Genomic DNA, 19609 nt, shown 5'->3' on the forward strand with positions numbered 1-19609 from the left:
GATTGACGTTTCAGGCTACTTCTTTGCGGGTGTTTTGCAGTTTTCGGGTGGCTCGTTGTTGTAGACCGCGTACCAGGCCAGACCTGTGGTCTCCTCAGAGCTCTTTCTGTTCTCATCGGCCTCAGAGAACAGATAGAAGGACGTGGCACCGCTTGGTGGGATCTTGGCGAGGCCGAGGAACTTCAGGGCGATCTCATTGAGAACAAACATATATTGCTTGTTCGTATCGCTCTCATGCTCCTTGGGTTTGCTCGTATAGAGCAGCTGGATTGGGCCATAGGACATGGACAGAACGTTCTGCAGACTGATGAGCGACGCACCGTTGGAAGAGCCCGGCATATGAATGGCGCTCTGGGATTTGTAGGTTTCGCCAGTGGAGTCTGGAGACCATGCGAGCAGGAAGTCTGCGGAAAGGCCCAGTTTGCCTGCAAGGTCGCCTGCGGTACCGAGGCTGACTTCGAACTGCAAAGCGTTCCAGTCTTTTGAGAGGCCTTGCTGGTTTGCGTTGGTGATCACGTCCAGATAGCCAAGAGAGGCGGGCGTTTTGTCTGAACTGGTTGAACTGACAAAACCTTTCAATTGCAAGGGCATAGTATCGACCAGACTGCCGCTGCGCGGGGTGCTGTTCTTGGTGTCGAAGGTCAGCTGATCACTGCCCCAGATGATCTTTTGGCTTTCATAGGGATTGGTTTGTGCAAAGCTCATTTGAAGGGCCAGATTGCCAAAGCCGAGACCTGTTTGCGTTGATATCTGCCCCTTCTCCGTTCCATAGGAGAACAGGTCAACCATTTGATCTTTATCCGCTTTCAGGATTGCAAAATCGAGAAAACCAGTAAATGCGAAGCGGATAAGTGGTTCGGTTTGGGTTTCCTGCTCCTTATCGTGACCAGTGATGGTGTTCATTCTGGCGGAAGTGAACTCGGTTTGCTGGAGGATATTGTTGTCGACTTTGAAGAGGTAAGGCTGCGGGGCAGCCATGGTGTAGGATGGGTGGCCGTTGTTGTCCTGATAGCTGGCTTTCATGATCAGGGATTTGTACTGGCTGCCCTTGGGCTTGGCTTTGCCTGCGGGGATAATCGGATGCGAGCTGATGACCTCACTGCCGAAGACCTTGTTCAGGGAGAGCTGAGCGAAGGAGGAGAACTTTTTGATGGCGGAGTTCTCAAAGAGCACTTTCAGCGAGAGCAGGATGAAATCGTAGGTGCGTGTTGCTGAGGGAACAACTGGCTCCGGACTTGCCGCCCCCTTTGGCACCAAGAGGTCTGGGTCCTCATAGTAAATCAAGCCAAACACCGAGCTTTGCTTCTTTATTGCGATCTTTTCACCGTTTATCCCAGCTTTGATCTGATTGATGCGGATGGCGAGATGGTGGGCATAAAACTTTGCCGGATCTCGCACACCAGCGACGATACCAGCGAGCTGCTCAGGCAGTGATTTGATACGCGCGCGTAGCATAAGTACGCCGGTCCAGTTGGGATCAGCAGCAAGTTGGTTGAAGTCTTCGAAGTACTCCGTCGCGGGATTATCCTGTGCGGCTTTGAAGTAGTCCTGCAGCCAGGAGGAGACGTTGACCAGCTGGGCCGGGTTAGCTGTAGCGTCTCGGTTTGTGGTTGGGGCGGCGAAGGTTTCCTTTTGGGTCCATTTTTGCGGGTTGGAGATCAGGTTGTCTTTGGGATCACCCTTTGGATCGTAGAGCGATCCGCGAATGCCTTTAATGATCAGTATGTTGGCGTAGTCGCCAAAGTCAGGAGAGTTGCCGACATCAGCTTCGATCTGCCAGTCTTCGATGTTGAGGGTGTTGAGGAACGTTGTCCCCGCCTCTCCCAACTCTGACGGATTTGCTGCAACCAAAAAAAGCTGATTGGTTTGAAAGGCTTCTATCAGCTTTGGAGAGAGCTCTTTAAAGGCGAACTCAGAACTTGTCGGTGTTTTGATCTGGGCGAGTTTGACCTCTTTCCAGTGGTTTGCATCTGTTGGTGATTGCAGCGTTGCAATAACGCCGAGCGGGGTCGTTAAAGTGGCTTCAGCTTCTGTGTCTTGCACCTCAGATGCGTTGGTGTTGGATTGGCCGTTGGTAAGTTCGGCGATCACCTTTCGCCGTGTGGGGGCAATGATGCTCTTTTCAAAGAGTGCCACATCGCATTGAGAATACGTGGGATCGCCCTCATCCGTACCGCTATACGGGAACATGGGGAACGCTTGCGTATCATCCTGAGGCAAGGTGTAGGCTGGGCTGACAGTGCCCAGCAAGCTTTTGTTTTCCTGCCATATTTTATCATCGTATCCATGTAGCGCGCTGCCATGGGGCTGGGCGACGTATGTGATTGGATCCCCTGTACTCTCTGCATCAGCCCCAGCTGGAAAGATCTCCACATAGGACGTTTTGTAGTTTCCCTTCAAAGGAGCCCCTTTGGGGGCTGGGCGGCCTGTTGGGGAGGATTTGGGCAAGGGGAAGACGGGGGCATAAGCGGGCTGGTTTGGGATGAAACGCAGCCGAGCACCAGATGCAAGGCCTTCATCATTCCCCGGTACCTCCAGAAACTCGGTTCCGCCAAGGCCGCACATGATGCGGGCCTTGGTTGTTCCCTCTCCAGCTGGGGCGCAGATGAGGAAATCTCCGAGCGGACTGGCGATAAAGCTATGAAGTGTCGAAGGATCTTCATAGCTGGGTGTGAGGATAATACCTGCCGGATTGCCTGTGCTTTCAAAGCTATCCCCGGTGATGGCTATCAAGGCAACAGTGGTGCCATAGGTGGTTCGGTAGAAGCTGTTGAGGGCTGGACCGTGGCCCGTTTCTGCTTCCGGGCGGAAGTAGAAAGCGCAGCGGTTGGGATCGCTGCGGTTATGGGTGGGATAGATATTCAACGCATCGGTGACGTCCACCACCAGCCGCATGGGCAGTGGCTCGCGCGCGCCGTTGTCGCCTGTTCCCAAGGCAAAGCGCTGGCCATTGACTCCGGTTTTTGTGTTGGGATCGCTTGCAACCCATTGGAATCCAAAGTTCCATTGGTCGTGCAGCGCATCGCGATCAAAATCAGCATCAAAGACGATGGCCCCGCGATCCGGACCGGAGCAGCGGATGTCGGCCTTGCTTACGGACCCTGTGTCGGGGCTTAGATATCCCCCCAACTGAATGGCGGCTTCTGAGAGCTGCAAGTTCTCTTCATCCTCGGAGACCTTGATATAGGCGGCGGAGTAGAACTCGATGGTGAGGTTTGGGGCGAGCGGGTAAGAGAGGCTGCTTGTTGTCTCGGTACCAGTGGTGTTGATGGAGAAAAACGCTGGGCGTTGGTGCTGGTCGTCTTCTGGAATAGGGAGCGATGTGGAGGCTCTGGGCAGCCACATGAAACCGCGTGGGACGCGTATGGCTTCAAGGTATTCATGCAAACCGGAAACCAATGTTTGCTGCTGATCTTTTTTATGATCGCAGTCCAATGGATCCGGGCAGTAGATGAATGAACCTGAATAAGCTTTGTTGGTGAGTGCGTCTTTTAGCGAGATGCGTTTGGGAAGTTTCACTTTGCGCAAAGCTATCTTACTGACGACAAAAGCGAAACCACCGGCATTATCGCCCGTATTTGGCGCCAGATAGAGGCCTTTGCAGGCCTGTTGTTCAAAGTCCATTGCGCAGCTCCCAAAAGCCTTGTCCATTACGATGTTAAGGACAGAAATCGGGAGCATTGCCCCACGCGTTTAAGGGGAACATGGAGCGCGGTCAGCTTTCAAACTGGGACAATTGATGGTTCACAATGTGAGCTGAAGAGGTTTCATGGGTTGGGTGGAATCATTTCTCACAAAATGAAAGGGCACTGATTTATTTCAAGAAACTGGATCAACAGATGCGCAGCTCACATTTTTGATTTTGTGAGGTGAAGAATGATCAGGCTGGCGTTTGCGTTGCTATGTGCGCAACTTGCGTTGATCTGCGTTTTTTACGTTTTTTCTGCGCTGAAATGCAAAAGCGGGCCCAAACACTTTGAGCCCGCCTTTCCTGATTGTTTAAGCTTTACGCGAAGGTGACGCCAGCCTTGTTCATTGGTAACTCGGTCACACGTGGGCCCTTTGCGGCGATGGCATTTGCCAGTGCCGGAGCGGATGGTGGTGTACCCGGTTCACCGACGCCGGTTGGGGCCTCAATAGAGAGAACAATGTGCGTTTCGATCTCACCGATATCTCCGATGCGGAGTGGCTCGTAGTCCGGGAAGTTTTGTTGGATAACTTCTCCGTCCTCCAGCGTAATCTCATCGCGCATGGCGTGGCCGAGGCCGTAGCCGATGCCACCTTCCATCTGTGCCTTGATCACGTCCGGGTTGACCGGGATGCCACAATCGACAGCGCAGGTGACTTTTTCGATCTTCACGCCGTTTTCAGTGTCACCGGAAATCTCGACCACTTCTGCGACATAGCTGTTAAAGGACTTGTGGACTGCGACGCCCTGAGCGCGTCCATCTGCTGCCTTGCCCCAGCCCGCTTTTTCAGCAGCCAGTTTCAGAACACCGGTCAGGCGTTTTTGGTCTGCCGTGTCGCCAGCCAGATGTGCGAGGCGGAACTCGACTGGATCACGGCCAGCGGCAACGGCTGCAGCGTCCATCATGCTTTCCATCACATAGGCGGTGTGGGTGTGGCCCACTGAGCGCCACCAGAGCACGGTTGTTGCAGGTTTGATGTCTGTCAGACCGGCGAACATGCCTGGGATGGAGTACGGCGTTGGTGTGACACCCTCTACAGAGAGGTGATCTACACCATCATGAACGGAGAACGCCTCAAACGGTGTGCCTTTGGAGATGGATTGGCCTGCGACGCGGTGATCCCAGCCGACGATGTTGCCGTCAGCATCCAGACCAACGCGGACTTTGTGTGCGAAGGCCGGGCGGTAGTAGCCACCGGTGATGTCATCTTCGCGAGACCAGACCAGTTTCACCGGACGGGTGCGATCGGTCATGACGAAGGCCAGTGCGGCTTCCACCTGATAATCAACCGTTGGTGTTGCGCGGCGACCGAAGGAGCCACCTGCAAACATGGTTTTGATCTGCACTTTTTCCATTGGCAGCTGGAAGATCTGGGCCAGAGCTGCATGCGGAGACGTTGGCATCTGCGCGCCATCATGCAGGATCACGCCGCCCTCTTCTGTCGCTTCAATGGTACAGGTCAGCGGTTCCATTGGAGCATGAGCCAGAAGTGGGAAGTAGAAGGTCTCTTCCACCACCTTGTCGGCTTTATCGATGGCACCGGCAATTTCAGCCTGATCATTTTTGGTCAGGTTGTATTCCGGCGCCGTGTTTACTGCGGCCATCAGCTCTTTATAGACATCTTCAGAACTGCGGCGTTCAGCGGCGGCGTTGTCGAAGGTGACGTCGAGTGCTTCGCGGGCCTGCAGAGCTGCCCATGTGTTTTCAGCATAAACCGCTACACCTGCCTTGTTTGGCAGAGTGGCTGCGCGGATGAAGCCTTTGACGTCCTTGGCTGCGCTGTCATCAAAGGAAGCGACCGTACCACCGCGGCGGGTTGGGCGCTTGATGACCACGACCATCTGATTGTCGAGCTGCATGTCCATGGCGTACATGGCGGTGCCGTTGATCTTTGGCGGCGTATCCTTGCGCCGGACATTGGCGTTGCCGATCAGCTTGAACTCGGATGGATCTTTCAGGCGTGGTTCTTCAGGGGCTGTCAGCGTGCTTGCGGCTGCAACGAACTCGCCAATTGGCGCTTTGTTGCCTGCCCCAGAGATCACGCCATCTTCCAGCTTGAGCTGTGCGACCGGCACATCCCACGCATGAGAAGCGGCCTGAAGCAGAACTTCACGGGCTGCAGCGCCCGCTTTGCGGTACTGCTGGAAGCTGTTGAACATGGCGGTGGAGCCGCCAGTGCCCTGAATAGGACCAAATGCGGTGTTGTTGTAAAGCTTCGGGTTGGACGGCGCGAACTCATACTCAATCGCATCCATGCTGACGCCCAGCTCTTCGGCAATCAGGGTGGTGAGGCCGGTTGCCGGTCCCTGCCCTTTTTCGAAGTGCTTGACGATGGCGGTGACGGTACCGTCAGCTGCAATCTTCACGAACGGGTTGAGCATGGTGGTGTCAGCTGCACTGCCAGCGGCCATGGCGCCGGATGGTGCAACACCGATGACGAGAACGGCTGCGGTAGACGCTGCTGCGCCTTTGAGGAAGCCACGACGAGAGGTCAAAACGCTCATATCAAGCCTCCATGATTTCTGATGCACGAACGATGGCAGCACGGATGCGCTGGTAAGTAGCGCAGCGACAGGCGTTGCCATCCATGTAATCGTCAATTTCTTCCAGTGTTGGCTTGGCGTTTTCGCTGAGAAGACCAACGGCGGACATGATCTGGCCGGACTGGCAGTAACCGCACTGAACCACATCAAGTTCCGTCCAGGCCTGCTGAACTGCCTGAGCCGGGGTGGACTTCAGGCCCTCGATTGTGGTGATCTCTGCGTCTTCAACATCTTCAATAAAGGTTTGGCAGGAGCGAACCGGTTCGCCATCCATGTGAACGGTGCACGCCCCGCAGGAGGCAACACCACACCCGAATTTTGTGCCGGTGAGCTTGAGTTCGTCGCGGATCACCCACAGAAGCGGGGTGCCCGGTTCGGCTTCAACACTATGAGTCTGGCCATTGAGTTTTAAAGAAATTGCCATCAAAAAATTTCCTTTTTTGATCCGTAGCGGTTGGCTGGGTTCAGCAATAATCTCAGGCACTTTTGAATGGGGCAGTGTTATGTGCGCGTGCGCTTTTTCTGCTTTTTACGCCTGAAACGAATGATCGGTATTAATCCCTAGCATCGGCTCTGCTGGCTTTCATTAGCGGATCACGCCAAAATAGTGCCAAATCACGCCAAAGTACTGCCATTTCGCGCCACTATTGAATTTAGCACTGGCCTAGCTAGCAAAATTTCGAGATGAAAGAGTGGCAACAATCAATAAGACCGAGCCGAACATGACGAAACACGCACACCTTTACCCTGGCGCTGCCATGATGGCGCAAGTGATCCAATATCTTGATCTGCCTGTGGACCGGGTGATGCGTCGTGCCGGCGTTTCCATTGAGCAGCTTGGCCCGACGGCCAAGGGCATCACGCAGGCGCAGTATTTCGCACTTTGGGAGGCTCTTTATCAGGAGTATGGCGGCAATGATCTTGCAGTAAAGCTGGGCAGCACGGTCAAGCAAGGCTCGTTTGTGCCGCACCTGTTTGCGTTTTCCTGCAGCCCCAACATTGAGGAAGGCGTGAAGCGTCTGGCGCTGTTCAAACCGCTGATTGCGCCTATCCGATTGGAGGTGGAGCGGACGGACAGTACGGTCTCCATCCTGTTCACCTCCAGCGATCCGAGCGAGCCATTTCCTGAAATTCTGGCGCAGTTTGAGATTATCTATTTCACCAATTGCAGCCGCACCTTTACTGGCGAGCCGATTGTGCCGCTGAGTGTGGGCGGTCCGGTAGGTAAGCTGGACTGGTCTGCGGTTGAGGCGGAGTGCGGCGTGAAAGCCACCCCTGCTCCCGTGGCGCACATTACCCTTTCACTGGAGGACGCGACCCGCCCGCTGATCACACAGATGGAAGGCATGTGGGATACGTTTGAGGATGGCTTGCGCCAGAAGCTGAAAAGCTCAGGTGCTTCCGATGAAATGTCCCGCCGTGTGAAGAACGCCCTGCTGGAAAGTCTGCCTGCGGGTCAGAACACCATTGAAGTGATCAGCCAGCGCCTGAATGCCAGCAAGCGGACGTTGCAGCGCAAGCTGAAGGAAGAAGGCAAGAGCTTTCAGGATATCCTGAGCGAGACCCGCTCTGAGCTTTCCCAGCACTATCTGGTGCGCAGTGATCTGAGTATTCCGGAGATCTCCTATCTGCTGGGATACAAGGATACAGGCTCGTTTTTCCGGGCGTTTCAGAGCTGGACGGGCAAGACACCGATGGAGGTGCGCGGGATCGCCTGAGGCCAATCCGCACAGGGGTTGTGAGGAAAGCCTCGTGAAACCTTACGCTGTTAAGAGCCTGCCATGGCTATCTTATTCGTATTTTCAGGGCTGCCGGGCGTTGGAAAGACAACACTGGCAAAGGCTCTGGCACCTCGCCTGCAGGCTGTTCATCTTCGTATCGATTCCATTGAGGCTGCGCTCAAGACCTCGGTTCTCGCCATTTCACCTGCGGAAGACGCTGGGTATGTGGTGGCTGCGGCCATTGCCAAAGACAATCTGCTCCTTGGCAGTAACGTGATTGCAGACGCGGTGAACCCGATTGAGATCACTCGCAACATCTGGATGGAAGCTGCACTGGGCGCCAGAGTGAAAGCCATGAACATCGAGGTGATCTGCTCTGATGAGGCAGAACACAAGAAGCGCGTGGAGAACCGGCCCAACGACATTTCCGCCATGACTTTGCCCACCTGGGATGCGGTGAAGCGGCGACGCTATGAGCCATGGAAGAAACACCGGCTTGTGATTGATACCTTCGAAAAACCAGTCGACGACAGCGTTGACGAAATTGTCGAAGCCTTCAGCCAACTGGTGCGTTACGGCTCTTACTAGGGATTGCTCCTAAGAGAACTGCCGGAGTTGGGGCCGGATCCTGTTGATACAGGCCTCCAGAAACAACCGTGCGATGCGGGACTGGTTTTCTTTACCGGTGTGCATGGCGTGTAGGTCAATTTCCGGGAATGTCCAGTCCGGCAGAACTTCCACCAAAGCGCGTTTTGCCAAGGCGTCCTGACAGAGGATGGACGGCAGCTCCCCTATGCCCAAACCTGCCTTGATAGCAGATTGCATGGCTGCGTAATCGTTGATGCCGATTTGCGGTGTGAACCTGATAACCCGTTCGTCATTCTTGCGGCTCAGGCTCCAGGATACTTCAGGCTTTTGCCAGAAGCCGAACCCGATCAGCGCGTGTTCCGGCAGCTTATCGGGATGATCCGGCACGCCGTGCTCAGCGATGTAGGTAGGTGATGCCACCAGCACATGGCAGTAGGTGGCCAGTTTGGTGAGGGTCAGGCCAGAATCCGGTTTGGGACCAACACGGAACGACAGATCCACATCATCCTCAATGAAATCGAGATTGCGTTCTGAAACAATCATCTGCACCCGGACTTCAGGGTATTGCAGGCGGAACTGGCCGATGACGGGAATGAAGAGTGCTTCGGCCAAATTGGGCGGGATCGTCACTTTGAGGTCGCCGGATAACGCCGACTGGCGCTGTTCGACCACTCTGTCAGCAGCCCTGAAAGCCTCCAGACCCGGCAGGCAGGTTTTGTAGAACTGCTCGCCAATCTCGGTCAGGCGCATGCGGCGCGTGGTGCGTTCCAGCAGTTTGGTGCCAAGCTGCGCTTCCAGCTCTGAGACTTTGCGACTGACCGTAGAAAGAGGCACGTGCAAGTTCTTTGCAGCGGCAGAAAAGCTGCCTGCCTTGGCAACTTCTGCAAAGATGGCGATGGCGTTCAGATCCTGCATTATATTCCCATATTTGAAAATATGCTTTCCAATTGAAGCGATACTACCAAATAACCAAGAATAATAGAATAGGTCCACTCACAGGATGAAAGGACTTATGAGATGGAACATCAGGATAAATCCATCAATTACATTGAGTTTCCTCTGCTCAAGAATGAGGAGACCAAGAGCTTTTATGGTTCGGTGTTTGGCTGGCTCTTTGAGGATTGGGGGCCGAACTACATCAGCTTTTCAGGTGCTGGTGTTGAAGGCGGGTTTAATGGCGAAAGCGGCACTCCGGTTCAAGCGCCCGGTGTGCTTGTGGTGCTCTATGCAAAGGATCTTGCTGGCACTTTGGCAACGGTACGCGAGGCTGGCGGAAAGATCTTACAAGAGATCTATTCCTTCCCCGGTGGGCAGCGCTTTCACTTTGCTGACCCCAATGGCAATGAACTGGCCGTTTGGACGGAGGCATCGTCATGAGCAACAGCGTTTTAGTCACAGGCGCCAATGGCACCATAGGCACACATCTGCTCAGAGTGTTGCGGCCCACGCCATGGGACGTGCGGGCGCTCATTCGCAATGCTGAGAATGAACGGTTGGTCACCTCGCTGGGCGCGCAGGCCTATTATGGTGACTTTATGGATCAGGCTTCGCTTGGCGAGGCGATGGCGGGTTTAGATACGCTGGTGCTGATCACCTCGGCCAATCCAGATGCAGCACAACAGGCATCCAATGCGTTGCGGGTTGCCAAGGACTGCGGTGTGCGCAAGGTGGTGCGTGTTTCGGCAATCAAAGCGGCTCCTGATGGACCGACGGCCAACACTGTGCTTCACGGGCAAACAGAACAGGAGATCATCAGTTCTGGTCTGGACTATGTGATCCTGCGCCCTAACCTTTTCATGCAAAACATGTTTCTGGCCGCGCAAACCATATCCGAGCAAGACAGTTTCTTCTTTGGAACGGGAGACGCTCAGATGGGGATGGTTGATACCCGCGATGTGGCCGAATGTGCGGCACAATGTGTGCTCAGTGATCAGTTTGATGGGAACATCTATGAAGTGACGGGCCCTCAAAGCCTCTCCTACTTTGATGTGGCGCAGGCGTTAAGTGCTGAGCTGAGCCGCTCCATTTCTTATGTTCCGGTTTCACCGCAGGATGTTTATGAGGGTATCGTTGGTGCTGGGTGGGATGAATGGATCGCCGGGATCTCGCGGGATTATGCGCAGGCCTATCGCACTGGCTGGGGTGATTTTACCACGGACACGGTAGAGCAGATGTGCGGACACCCGCCGCGGAGCATTGACCGGTTTATACGGGAGGTGTTGTGCGCGCAGGCGGCTTTGAGTGTTTAGCGTCTAACTCAAGTCTGCTCAGCGGCACTTCTCCATTTGCCTTGGCATTGTAACAGCCTATGCGGTTTCTTCAGGCACAATTCAGTTTCATGTTTTTTGTAGATGTGAAAGAGTTGAGGCAATTACAGGGTGCACATTACCGTGCTGGAAGGAACACATGCGCGTATTGCTGGTTGAGGATGAGCGGCTGATCGCCGACGCAATCAAAGCGTTTCTGGAACGTCATGAATTTATAGTTGACTGGGTCGATGATGGTCTTTTGGCAGAAGACGCTCTGAGAACCGGAAAGTTCGACCTAGTTATTCTGGATCTGGGATTGCCCGGTCAGGATGGATTGGAGTTTTTGCGCGCTGTGCGCGATGACAAGGCAGACGTGCCGATTTTGATCCTGTCTGCGCGGGAGACCACCAAAAACCGCATTGATGGCCTCAATCTGGGTGCCGATGATTATCTGACCAAGCCTTTTGACATGGAAGAGCTGCTGGCCCGCTGCCGTGCACTGGTGCGCCGTTCTGTGGGGCGTACGCGTATGTTGTTGCAGCATGGTGCGTTGACGCTGGATCTGGACCAGAAGAAAGCCTGCTACAACGGGGCTGAGGTGGTGCTGCAGCCCCTTGCCTTCCGCCTGCTGACCATCCTTTTGGAGCGGCGGGGCCGTGTGGTTTCCAAGTCTGATCTCATGGAAAAGCTTTATGGCTGGGAAGAGAATGCGGAAAGCAATGTGCTTGAGGTTTATGTCTCGCAGATCCGCCGCAAAACCACGTCCAAGCTGATCCGGACCATCCGCGGTGTGGGTTATATCGTTGATGAGGACATACCGGCATGAAACTTTCCTCCATCCGCAGTCGCATCCTCGTCTTTCTGATCCCGCTTTTGTTTGTGGTCTGGGGCGTCTTTTCTGCCATTGTCTATAATTTGACAGAGGAAGAGCTTTACGAGACCCATGATGCGCAGGCCTTTCAGCTTGTCAGCGCGATTGCGCAGCTGGAGGGGGACGCCATTTCTCCCAATCTTCTGGATGATCATCATGAACTGAATGATTACTTCGTGATCATCCGCGATGGGGATGGCAACGACATTTACAGGTCATCCGACAAAGTAGAGTTGCCCAAGTACCTGAGGCCCGGTGGGCAGGAAATCGAGTACGATGGTGACAGCTGGGTGGTCTGGAGTTTTCCGGGACTAAAGACCGACAAGCAGTACATTATCGGCGTCGTGTTTGATGAGGCTCTTGAGCTTGCAGATCAGACGGTGGCCACCGTTTCCATTCCGCTGGCACTGGTGCTGGTTTTTTCCATTATTGCGACGGTGTTTATCGTCAAACGGGGTCTACGCCCCCTCACCGCACTCTCCGAAACTCTGGCGGAACGTGAGCCGGAGAACCTTGGCAAAATCACCACAGAGAAGCAAGCGGATGAGCTTGTGCCGATTGTGGATTCCCTGAACATGCTGTTTGACCGGATTGAAGAGTATCTGGCCCGTGAACAGCGGTTCATTGATGATGCGGCCCATGAGATCCGAACACCGCTGACGGTGGTGAAAGCACAGTGTCAGGTGATTGAGCGGGACAAGCTGGATGAACCGACCAAGCTGCGTTTTGACAACATCATTGAGGGTGTTGACCGCGCCACCCATCTGGCGGCCAAGCTACTGGAGCATGCTCGCGCAGGACAGGACGTAAAAGAGCTGAAAGAACAGGATCTGCTGCCGGTGCTTCAGGAAAGTCTGGCCCAGCAGGCTCATGCCGCCCATGACAAGAACGTGGAGCTTCAGCTGCTTCAGTCTGAACATGTGGAGGCAGTGGTCGATCCTGAAGATCTGGCGGCTGTGCTGAACAACCTGATCGGCAATGCCATCCGCCATACGCCAAGTGACGGGCAAGTGATTGTGGTGCTGGACCGCACTGAAGACCATATTCAGCTGAGCGTGGAAGACAGTGGACCGGGCGTTCCTGAAGACTATCGTGAGAAGGTGTTTGAGCGGTTCTTCCGCATGCCGGGGCAATCCAGCTCCGGGGCCGGTCTTGGCCTTTCTATTACGCAAACTCTGTGTCGTCGCAATGGGATCGAGATTTCCCTTGGCAAGAGTGAACGCCTTGGCGGAGCACGTTTTGTGCTCAAGCTGAAAAAGTAGTGTCGCAAACTTCAGGTAGGTTTCAGCTTCCTAGTGATTTTAGGGGATGCACTCAGAAAGAAACCTACTCCGAGGCTGCGTTTACAAACAACGGCGGAGTTTTTGGGCTATGAAAGGTGCGTGATGTCCCCCAACGATATCAGTCATCTTTCATAGCTCGTTTCTTCTGAGTGCGCATCGTCAATTCAGATCGAGCGTACCCGAATGAAACCCTTTGGCCTCTTCTTCATCTTTGCCAGTATCCTGCCTCCCCTGATGATCTTCTCTCAGTTTGGCGGACAGGTTGAGTATGGTGTTTTGCTGAGCCAGTACCTTGGCATGGTCTCCCTGATTTTCATGGGGCTTTTGCAGGTGATGGCCACACGCATGAAAGGTGTTGAGGCTGTGTTTGGGCCGCTCGATCGGGTCTATGTGCTGCACAAATGGCTGGCCATTCTGGCAATTGCTGCTGCTTTTCTTCATGACAGCATTGATGCAGATGCGATTTCCAAGGGTGGTGAGACGGATGGATTGGCCAAAGAGCTGGGTGAGATTGGCTTTTACGGCATTCTGATCCTTGGGCTTGGTTCTCTGGCGACGTTTATTCCCTATAACATCTGGCGCTGGACTCACCGTTTGATCGGCATCTTCTTTGCCCTTGCTGCCGCGCACTACCTGATGATCCCGAATGTATTTTCGTGGAGTGATCCGGTTGGACTTTATGTGGCTGGCTTCTGTTTTGCCGGTATCGCGTCCTTCGCTTACCTGACCTACAAAGGCATGGTCGGTCGCACCAAGACCTATGAGGTGGAAGACGTGCAGATTTACGGGCGCATCACCAGTGTGACCCTGAAGCCGGAAGGCAAGCCGATTTCTCACGATGCCGGACAGTTTGCCTACGTTTCTTTTGATCAGGCTGGCATGGGCGAAGTGCACCCTTACACAATTGCCTCAGCACCGCGCGAAGATGGCAAGATCCGGTTCTGTATCTCCGCGCTGGGCGATTACACCTCCCGTGTTCACCAGCTTCAGGTTGGCACCAAAGCGCAGCTCAGCAAAGGCTATGGCGGGTTCCGTAAGATGGCATCAAACCGGGATCAGATCTGGATTGCTGGTGGTGTGGGTATCACTCCCTTCCTTGCCTGGGCGCAGACGCTGACAGGTGAAGAAACCGGCCAGATCTACCTTTACTACGGCGTGCGCAACCGACTCGAGAGCCCGTTTGAGGAAGAACTGGAAGAGCTGCAAAATCGTCTGCCCAATCTGCACATTCAGTGGTTTGAGTCGGACATGGGTGAGTACATCGACGGGCGGTTACTGAAAATTCTGCAGGGTAGTTACTTCGATGTGATGCCGATCGCGTTCTGTGGCCCGGAAGTGATGCGCAAGACCCTGATGCGCGATCTGAAAGCGCTGAAGTACCCGTTACGCCAATTCCATTACGAGGAGTTTCAGATGCGCTCCGGCCTTGGTTTTAGAAAGCTTTTCAGATTTCTGTTTGAGCGCCTCAATCAGTATTCTGGAAAGTTCGCCCCGGCCAAGTAACCTTGGCCATCCTAGAGGATAGCTGCACTGTCTGCCGGTGCAGCTATCTTTTTTTGTGGCGCCTGCCCCCTTCGAAAGGTTTAGGACTGAAGGGATCAATGAAATTAAATCAATATATTAATTGAGCTCCGGAGGGTTCAATCAGACCAATAATTCCTACTGGTTTTTAGGACATTGGCTTATGACAAAACTCGCCTCCCGCTCAATCTCTACAGATATTCCTGCCCCTTCTGATGACCGCCGGTCAAAAAATCCGATTGTCTGTTACGAGGTGGACCACCTGCCTGCTTTTGATGCCGAGCTTTATCAGCAGGCTAAGGAGAGCCTGGAAAAGGTGGATGAGGTTGTTGTGCCACCGCGTGATGGGGGGCATTTCCATGTGCCAGCCGGGCATTTTTTCCGCATTGTGAGTGTTGAAGGTCCGCAGGTGGGAGATCTGAACCTCTGGAACGCCAATGACCTGAACGAGCGCTTCTTCAGCGGCAAAACACGCCAACTGCATGCCTCTCACCTTTCCACCGGTGACCGCCTTTGGAGCAACATGCCTTATCTACGCCCGATGGCGACGATCACGCAGGATACGCTGGACTGGTATGGCTGGGATGAGGATGGCGCTGGCGTTCATGATGTGATTGGTACGCGCTGTGATCCTTATACCAACCACATGCTCAAGCACGTGGATTATAACCATTGTTGCCATTCCAATCTGACCCGCGCTCTGGCCGATGCGCGCGGGTTGTCACTGGATGGGGCTGAGCCGCATGTGCATGATGTGATGAACGTGTTCATGTGCACCGGCTTCACCCGTGACACGCACCAGTATTTCATGAAGGCGAGCCCGGTGCGTCCGGGAGACTTCATCGAGTTCTTTGCCGAGATCGACCTGTTGGGTGCGCTTTCCACCTGCCCGGGTGGGGACTGTGGCAGCAGTCATTCCGATGACAAGACGCCGTGCTACCCACTTCTGGTGGAGATTTTCAAGCCAGCAGAAGGCTCACTGAAAGGTTGGTCACCTGCCAAACGCAGCGGATATGCGGGTGGGCACAAGGCCTAACCGAACCTGACGAGACTGGTGCAGTCTAGTGCTCATGGAATGAGGACAGCTGCACCGGATAACCTGCCGAGGCGCAGATCTTCCAGAGCCGTGTTGGCGTCCTCCAACCTGTAAGGAATGCAGTGGGTTTTCACGCCTGCTTGTTTGGCGATGGGAAAGAACTCCAGTGCATCGTCTCTGGTGAGGTTGGCAACAGAGACAACTTCGCGTTCTTCCCATAGCAATGAGTATGGCATTTGCGGGATGTCGCTCATGTGAATGCCACCACAGACGATGCGTCCACCTTTACGCAGCGCTTTGAGTGCCGCTGGAACGAGCGCTCCGACCGGGGCGAAGATGATGGCGGCGTCCAGCTTTGTGGGTGGGTCCTCTTCAGAACTTCCGGCCCATGTGGCGCCCAGTTCCCGGGCGAAATCCTGCGCTTGTGTGTCACCGCTTCTGGTAAAGGCGTAGACCTCCCGGCCCTGCCAGATGCAGATTTGCGCGATGATGTGGGCGGCGGCACCAAAGCCGTAGATGCCGATCTTTCTGCCCTCGCCTGCTTTCTTCAGTGATCTCCAGCCGATCAGTCCGGCACATAACAAAGGTGCGAGCGCGACCGGGTCGGCGTCCTCATCCAGTTCAAATGCATAATGACGATCAGCAATGGTGTGCGTGGCAAAGCCTCCGTCTCGGGTGTAGCCGGTGAAGATCGGATGATCGCAAAGGTTTTCCTGATGGTTCTGACAGAACGAGCAGCAGCCACAGGTGTGCCCGAGCCACGGAATGCCTACTCTCACTCCCGGTTTCAGATCACTGACACCTGCCCCACAGGCTTTCACTCTGCCGACGATTTCGTGGCCGGGGATCAGCGGGAGCTTGGGGTGTTTGAGATCACCTTCAACCACATGCAGGTCCGTCCGGCATACGGCGCAGGCTTCTATCTCAACGAGGATTTCGCCAACTTGCGGTGTGGGTGGAGCATCGCGCTGCTGCAGGGTGAGCGGTTTTCCGATCTCGGTCAGGACCATGGCTTTCACGCGGCATTCTCCTTTTCGCATACGGCGAAGTTTGAGAACAGATTACACGGTCTTGGCCCATGAAAATCCTGCGATCTGAGTGGGGTTACTTTTGGCGTGCCGAGACGGTCGAAAATAGATCAATAATAAGAGAAAACCGAACCATTTATCACAACGCATATTTCATGAAGGTCCGTCATAACGGTCTGGTGCGCGTGTGCGCGATGTTTGTTGGAGTGGAGCCCCGCGGAGATGTCGGATGCGTCTGAACGTGGGTTTTCCTGTTTGATGTCTCACATACGATAGCTGAGTGAAACTCCGATGCCTGAACCAGAAACCACCAGTACACCGACTGAAACCACTGTTATAACGACTGAAACCCAAACGACCCCGACGGAGGAAACCTGGCTTCAGCAGATGTATAAGCTGCTCGGTCAAACGGTTCCCAGTATGGAACAGGCTTTCACCGTACTTTATGAAGCGGAACGGGAACGAGAACGGACTGAGCTTGCAGAAGCCACTGCGCGCATGAGTGAACATGATCGTGTTCAGGCAGAAAAAGAAGCCCGCCGCGACGCAGCCCAAACGATGTTCTTTTACGACAGCGAGCGGTTGTATGAGCTTCAGGATGAGCTGAAGTTGCTGGAGGATAATCCTCTTGAAGCGATTGATATGCCAGATGCACCTGAACCCGGATACAGCCAGGTAATCTCCGAGCAAATCGCCGCCTTGAAACTGAGAAAAGAACAGCTTTTCCTGGACGTGCGCCTGCTTTCCGGCCTTGAAGATGAGAAACAAGCTTTCACAAATGCCAACGAGTTGGTGGGGCTGCTTTTAGACAAAGCGCATACCCAAAGCAACGTGTACAACTTTGCTGCTTGCGAAGTGACACTTGATGAAGTGGACAACAAGCTCAAAGACATGAAAAAACTGCTGATGGACGCGCAAATCCATCCAGCGACCTATGTCATCAGCGAAGAGCAGGTCCTGATCGCTCAGGATATCAAGAAGATCAAGGAAATTATCTTTGAGCTGCAGGATGCCGGTTACTCCGGCCTGGGTAATGGTTTGCTTTTTGAAATGAACCAGTATCAGGATGTCATTTCACGTGCAGATGATCCTCGCTGGACTGAAGTTTTATCCGATGCGAACGCTTACAAAAAAGCTATTCCTGACCTGAGCAAATCAGCCAAGTATATTGAAACCCTGTGCGAGAGTATGACTACGGCAGGGCCTACAACCGCAGCTTCAGACACCCTTGACGAACTTCGTGATTACCAAAGTGACAGCTCACGCGATCTTACTGCCACCAAGCGCGCTATCGCCAGTTTGAGTGCGAAGGCTGAACGCCGTGAACGGTGGATCAAGCAAGACGAATGGGCGAGCAAAAATCTGGACTCGCGTACTCAGGACTATCGAAAGCAGCTTGAAAAGTTTGTTGTGTTCGACGCTGACCATCAGGTAGTGACCAAAGAGAGTAAGTCTGAAGCGCGTGCTCGTGCCGTTGATACTGCAGGGCTGGACAAAGATGTGATGGCTCAGATTCCGAAGCGCCCCGGTGGTAAGGATGTGAAAGCCGTTCCTCGTGCAACGATCAACAAGCTTTTGGAGTCCTTGGAATTTTTGGACGAGTTGCGCTCTTCTGGCGTCACCGGTATGGAATCCATTGCCCTTGAGGAGTTCATCAAGACGGAAGACATTCTGGAAGGCATCAACACCAACCCAACTGGATATGATGACCTTCAGACACGCACTCAGAAGATTCTTGATAAGGTGGCTGACACCAAGTCAGGTAAGAAGGCGATCTACTACGTTGAAGCCAAGATGAACCTTGAAGAAGATGTTCGTCTTTTGCGCGAGCAGGCACCGGAGATGAACATCAACAAGGCTTTAGGCCGGTGCAGCAAGCTGGATGGCGCACGGCTGCAGCCTCTGTTGAGACAGCTTGATGAGGCTGTTGGTTTCAGAACAGTCTTTGACATGAAGCTTGAACCGATCGAAAAGATTTTCAAGCAGATTCCACCACTGCTCGCCAAGCTGGGTGCAGCCCGTCCTGAGCTTGCCAAAAAGTTCAAGCGTCTTTTGCAGCCCAAGCAGGAGAAGGTCTATCACGGTCAGCTGGAAATGGAGCTGAAACAAGCCAAAGTTACGGCCCATAACGCTGCGACCGTTGAAGACCTGAAAGAAGCAATTTCTCAGGTGAATGAAGTCAAAGTAAAGGCTGACAAGTATCTGGAGGAGCTCAAAGCCCGCGCTCATATATTTGCAGAAGAAACAGATGGACCTCACACCACACCTGACCAGGATGAGTTCTTCGCTAAGATCGAGGCGGACTATAAAGAAGGTGTTCAACTGGAGATTGACCGAAAGCTCGCCAAAGGCAAGTTTAATGAAACGTCTGGTCCTATGAAGAATGAGCTGGAGATGCTCACGGCGAAGGCCAAGAGCTGGAAAGGTGCCAAGGCTGCTTTAAAAGGTTTCCCACGCATTGATACTGCCAACTATGACCCGACCCGTTTCAAGGATCTGCTGGCGGAAGTGAAACTGCTGGAACAGGAATGCGCGGTGAACTCATCCTATGAAGAGAACATGGGCCGGCTGAACGAGCTGAAAGGTATGTATGATGCCATGCGCGGTGAGCTGACCGGCTTCAGGGAAGACATCGCCAAGGACGTTGTGAAAGCCACCGAGAAGGCCATTGCCCGCATGGAGACTGCAAAGACCTTTGCTGAAGGTGGTTTTATCACCGGTGTGGCTGGCAAGCAGGACGCAGGTGAGAATATCGTTGATACCAGCACTTTGAAGCGGTTCGCTGCGTGCGTTACCAAGCCGATCATACCTGGTGATCTGCGGGCTCAAGCGCAGATCATCGGCGATAAAAAGAAGTCGCTTGAGGAACGCAAGAAGGCACGCGAAGAAGCTTTGCGCATTGTGCGGCCTTTGCTGGCGCGTCTGGATGGGGACAAGGCGATCAAATTGTACCGCCGACATCCATTCGGTTTGGATAATGACGTCAATGTCCTGAGGCCTGTTCTGGTGCAGCTGGAAGTTAAACTGCTGACGCTGGCAGCGTAGACACGCACTGCTTTTGCGGCCTTTGAATGAGGTCG

Annotated in this window: 14 protein-coding genes; 9 read left to right on the plus strand and 5 right to left on the minus strand. The window is 53.9% G+C overall.

Annotation, left to right across the window (positions count from 1 at the left end; all coding sequences use genetic code 11):
- Positions 1-15 precede the first annotated feature (15 nt).
- From PJE062_RS03760 to PJE062_RS03770, 3 genes are all read right to left on the minus strand, one after another.
- Complete coding sequence (locus PJE062_RS03760) at positions 16-3624, minus strand: hypothetical protein (RefSeq protein ID WP_008547230.1); 3609 nt, start codon at positions 3622-3624, stop codon at positions 16-18.
- A 382-nt stretch (positions 3625-4006) separates the two neighbouring features.
- Positions 4007-6193 (minus strand): xanthine dehydrogenase family protein molybdopterin-binding subunit, encoded by a 2187-nt coding sequence (locus PJE062_RS03765; protein WP_008546841.1) that lies wholly within the window; start codon positions 6191-6193, stop codon positions 4007-4009.
- A gap of 1 nt (position 6194) precedes the next feature.
- On the minus strand, positions 6195-6656 hold the full coding sequence (locus PJE062_RS03770; RefSeq protein ID WP_008546695.1) for a (2Fe-2S)-binding protein: 462 nt from the start codon (positions 6654-6656) through the stop codon (positions 6195-6197).
- A gap of 268 nt (positions 6657-6924) precedes the next feature.
- On the opposite strand from PJE062_RS03770, the gene PJE062_RS03775 reads away from it, so the two are divergent.
- Both PJE062_RS03775 and PJE062_RS03780 read left to right on the plus strand, forming a co-directional pair.
- A complete protein-coding gene (locus PJE062_RS03775) occupies positions 6925-7950 on the plus strand; it encodes an AraC family transcriptional regulator (RefSeq protein WP_008546752.1) in 1026 nt (341 codons plus the stop codon).
- Between the two features lie 63 nt (positions 7951-8013).
- A complete protein-coding gene (locus tag PJE062_RS03780; RefSeq protein ID WP_008546518.1) occupies positions 8014-8541 on the plus strand; it encodes an AAA family ATPase in 528 nt (175 codons plus the stop codon).
- 9 nt (positions 8542-8550) lie between these two features.
- On the opposite strand, the gene PJE062_RS03785 is transcribed toward PJE062_RS03780, so the two are convergent.
- Positions 8551-9456, minus strand: coding sequence for a LysR family transcriptional regulator (locus PJE062_RS03785; protein ID WP_008547218.1), 906 nt, complete (start codon positions 9454-9456; stop codon positions 8551-8553).
- Between the two features lie 102 nt (positions 9457-9558).
- Here PJE062_RS03785 and PJE062_RS03790 point away from each other — a divergent pair, with 102 nt between their 5' ends.
- The 6 genes from PJE062_RS03790 (at position 9559) to PJE062_RS03815 (ending at position 15501) form a co-directional block, all read left to right on the plus strand.
- On the plus strand, positions 9559-9918 hold the full coding sequence (locus PJE062_RS03790) for a VOC family protein (RefSeq protein WP_008546851.1): 360 nt from the start codon (positions 9559-9561) through the stop codon (positions 9916-9918).
- The gene (locus PJE062_RS03795; RefSeq protein WP_008546936.1) at positions 9915-10790 is read left to right on the plus strand and encodes an SDR family oxidoreductase; all 876 of its coding nucleotides are present in this window, start codon (positions 9915-9917) and stop codon (positions 10788-10790) included. Before PJE062_RS03790 ends, PJE062_RS03795 begins: the two co-directional genes overlap by 4 nt.
- Positions 10791-10947: 157 nt before the next feature.
- Positions 10948-11616 (plus strand): response regulator transcription factor, encoded by a 669-nt coding sequence (locus PJE062_RS03800; RefSeq protein WP_008546697.1) that lies wholly within the window; start codon positions 10948-10950, stop codon positions 11614-11616.
- Entirely contained in the window at positions 11613-12923 is a 1311-nt protein-coding gene (locus PJE062_RS03805; protein ID WP_008547217.1) for an ATP-binding protein, read from the plus strand. Before PJE062_RS03800 ends, PJE062_RS03805 begins: the two co-directional genes overlap by 4 nt.
- A gap of 204 nt (positions 12924-13127) precedes the next feature.
- Positions 13128-14447, plus strand: coding sequence for a ferric reductase-like transmembrane domain-containing protein (locus PJE062_RS03810; RefSeq protein WP_008547151.1), 1320 nt, complete (start codon positions 13128-13130; stop codon positions 14445-14447).
- Positions 14448-14628: 181 nt separating this feature from the next.
- Positions 14629-15501, plus strand: coding sequence for a DUF1989 domain-containing protein (locus PJE062_RS03815; protein WP_008547154.1), 873 nt, complete (start codon positions 14629-14631; stop codon positions 15499-15501).
- A 32-nt stretch (positions 15502-15533) separates the two neighbouring features.
- On the opposite strand, the gene PJE062_RS03820 is transcribed toward PJE062_RS03815, so the two are convergent.
- The gene (locus tag PJE062_RS03820; RefSeq protein ID WP_008546570.1) at positions 15534-16520 is read right to left on the minus strand and encodes a zinc-dependent alcohol dehydrogenase family protein; all 987 of its coding nucleotides are present in this window, start codon (positions 16518-16520) and stop codon (positions 15534-15536) included.
- Positions 16521-16820: 300 nt separating this feature from the next.
- Here PJE062_RS03820 and PJE062_RS03825 point away from each other — a divergent pair, with 300 nt between their 5' ends.
- Positions 16821-19574: a hypothetical protein gene (locus tag PJE062_RS03825; protein ID WP_008547094.1), complete on the plus strand. Its 2754-nt coding sequence runs from the start codon at positions 16821-16823 to the stop codon at positions 19572-19574.
- The last annotated feature ends 35 nt before the right edge of the window (positions 19575-19609 follow it).

It is taken from the genome of Pseudovibrio sp. JE062 (assembly GCF_000156235.1).
In the GTDB taxonomy this organism is placed as follows: Bacteria; Pseudomonadota; Alphaproteobacteria; order Rhizobiales; family Stappiaceae; genus Pseudovibrio.

Excerpts from the sequence above, each read along its gene's own strand:
- PJE062_RS03805 (WP_008547217.1), top strand. The coding sequence starts at position 11,613 with ATGAAACTTTCCTCCATCCGCAGTCGCATCCTCGTCTTTCTGATCCCG.
- PJE062_RS03810 (WP_008547151.1), top strand. The coding sequence starts at position 13,128 with ATGAAACCCTTTGGCCTCTTCTTCATCTTTGCCAGTATCCTGCCTCCC.
- PJE062_RS03770 (WP_008546695.1), bottom strand. The coding sequence starts at position 6,656 with ATGGCAATTTCTTTAAAACTCAATGGCCAGACTCATAGTGTTGAAGCC.
- PJE062_RS03815 (WP_008547154.1), top strand. The coding sequence starts at position 14,629 with ATGACAAAACTCGCCTCCCGCTCAATCTCTACAGATATTCCTGCCCCT.
- PJE062_RS03825 (WP_008547094.1), top strand. The coding sequence starts at position 16,821 with ATGCCTGAACCAGAAACCACCAGTACACCGACTGAAACCACTGTTATA.
- PJE062_RS03800 (WP_008546697.1), top strand. The coding sequence starts at position 10,948 with ATGCGCGTATTGCTGGTTGAGGATGAGCGGCTGATCGCCGACGCAATC.
- PJE062_RS03785 (WP_008547218.1), bottom strand. The coding sequence starts at position 9,456 with ATGCAGGATCTGAACGCCATCGCCATCTTTGCAGAAGTTGCCAAGGCA.
- PJE062_RS03795 (WP_008546936.1), top strand. The coding sequence starts at position 9,915 with ATGAGCAACAGCGTTTTAGTCACAGGCGCCAATGGCACCATAGGCACA.
- PJE062_RS03780 (WP_008546518.1), top strand. The coding sequence starts at position 8,014 with ATGGCTATCTTATTCGTATTTTCAGGGCTGCCGGGCGTTGGAAAGACA.
- PJE062_RS03760 (WP_008547230.1), bottom strand. The coding sequence starts at position 3,624 with ATGGACTTTGAACAACAGGCCTGCAAAGGCCTCTATCTGGCGCCAAAT.
- PJE062_RS03790 (WP_008546851.1), top strand. The coding sequence starts at position 9,559 with ATGGAACATCAGGATAAATCCATCAATTACATTGAGTTTCCTCTGCTC.
- PJE062_RS03765 (WP_008546841.1), bottom strand. The coding sequence starts at position 6,193 with ATGAGCGTTTTGACCTCTCGTCGTGGCTTCCTCAAAGGCGCAGCAGCG.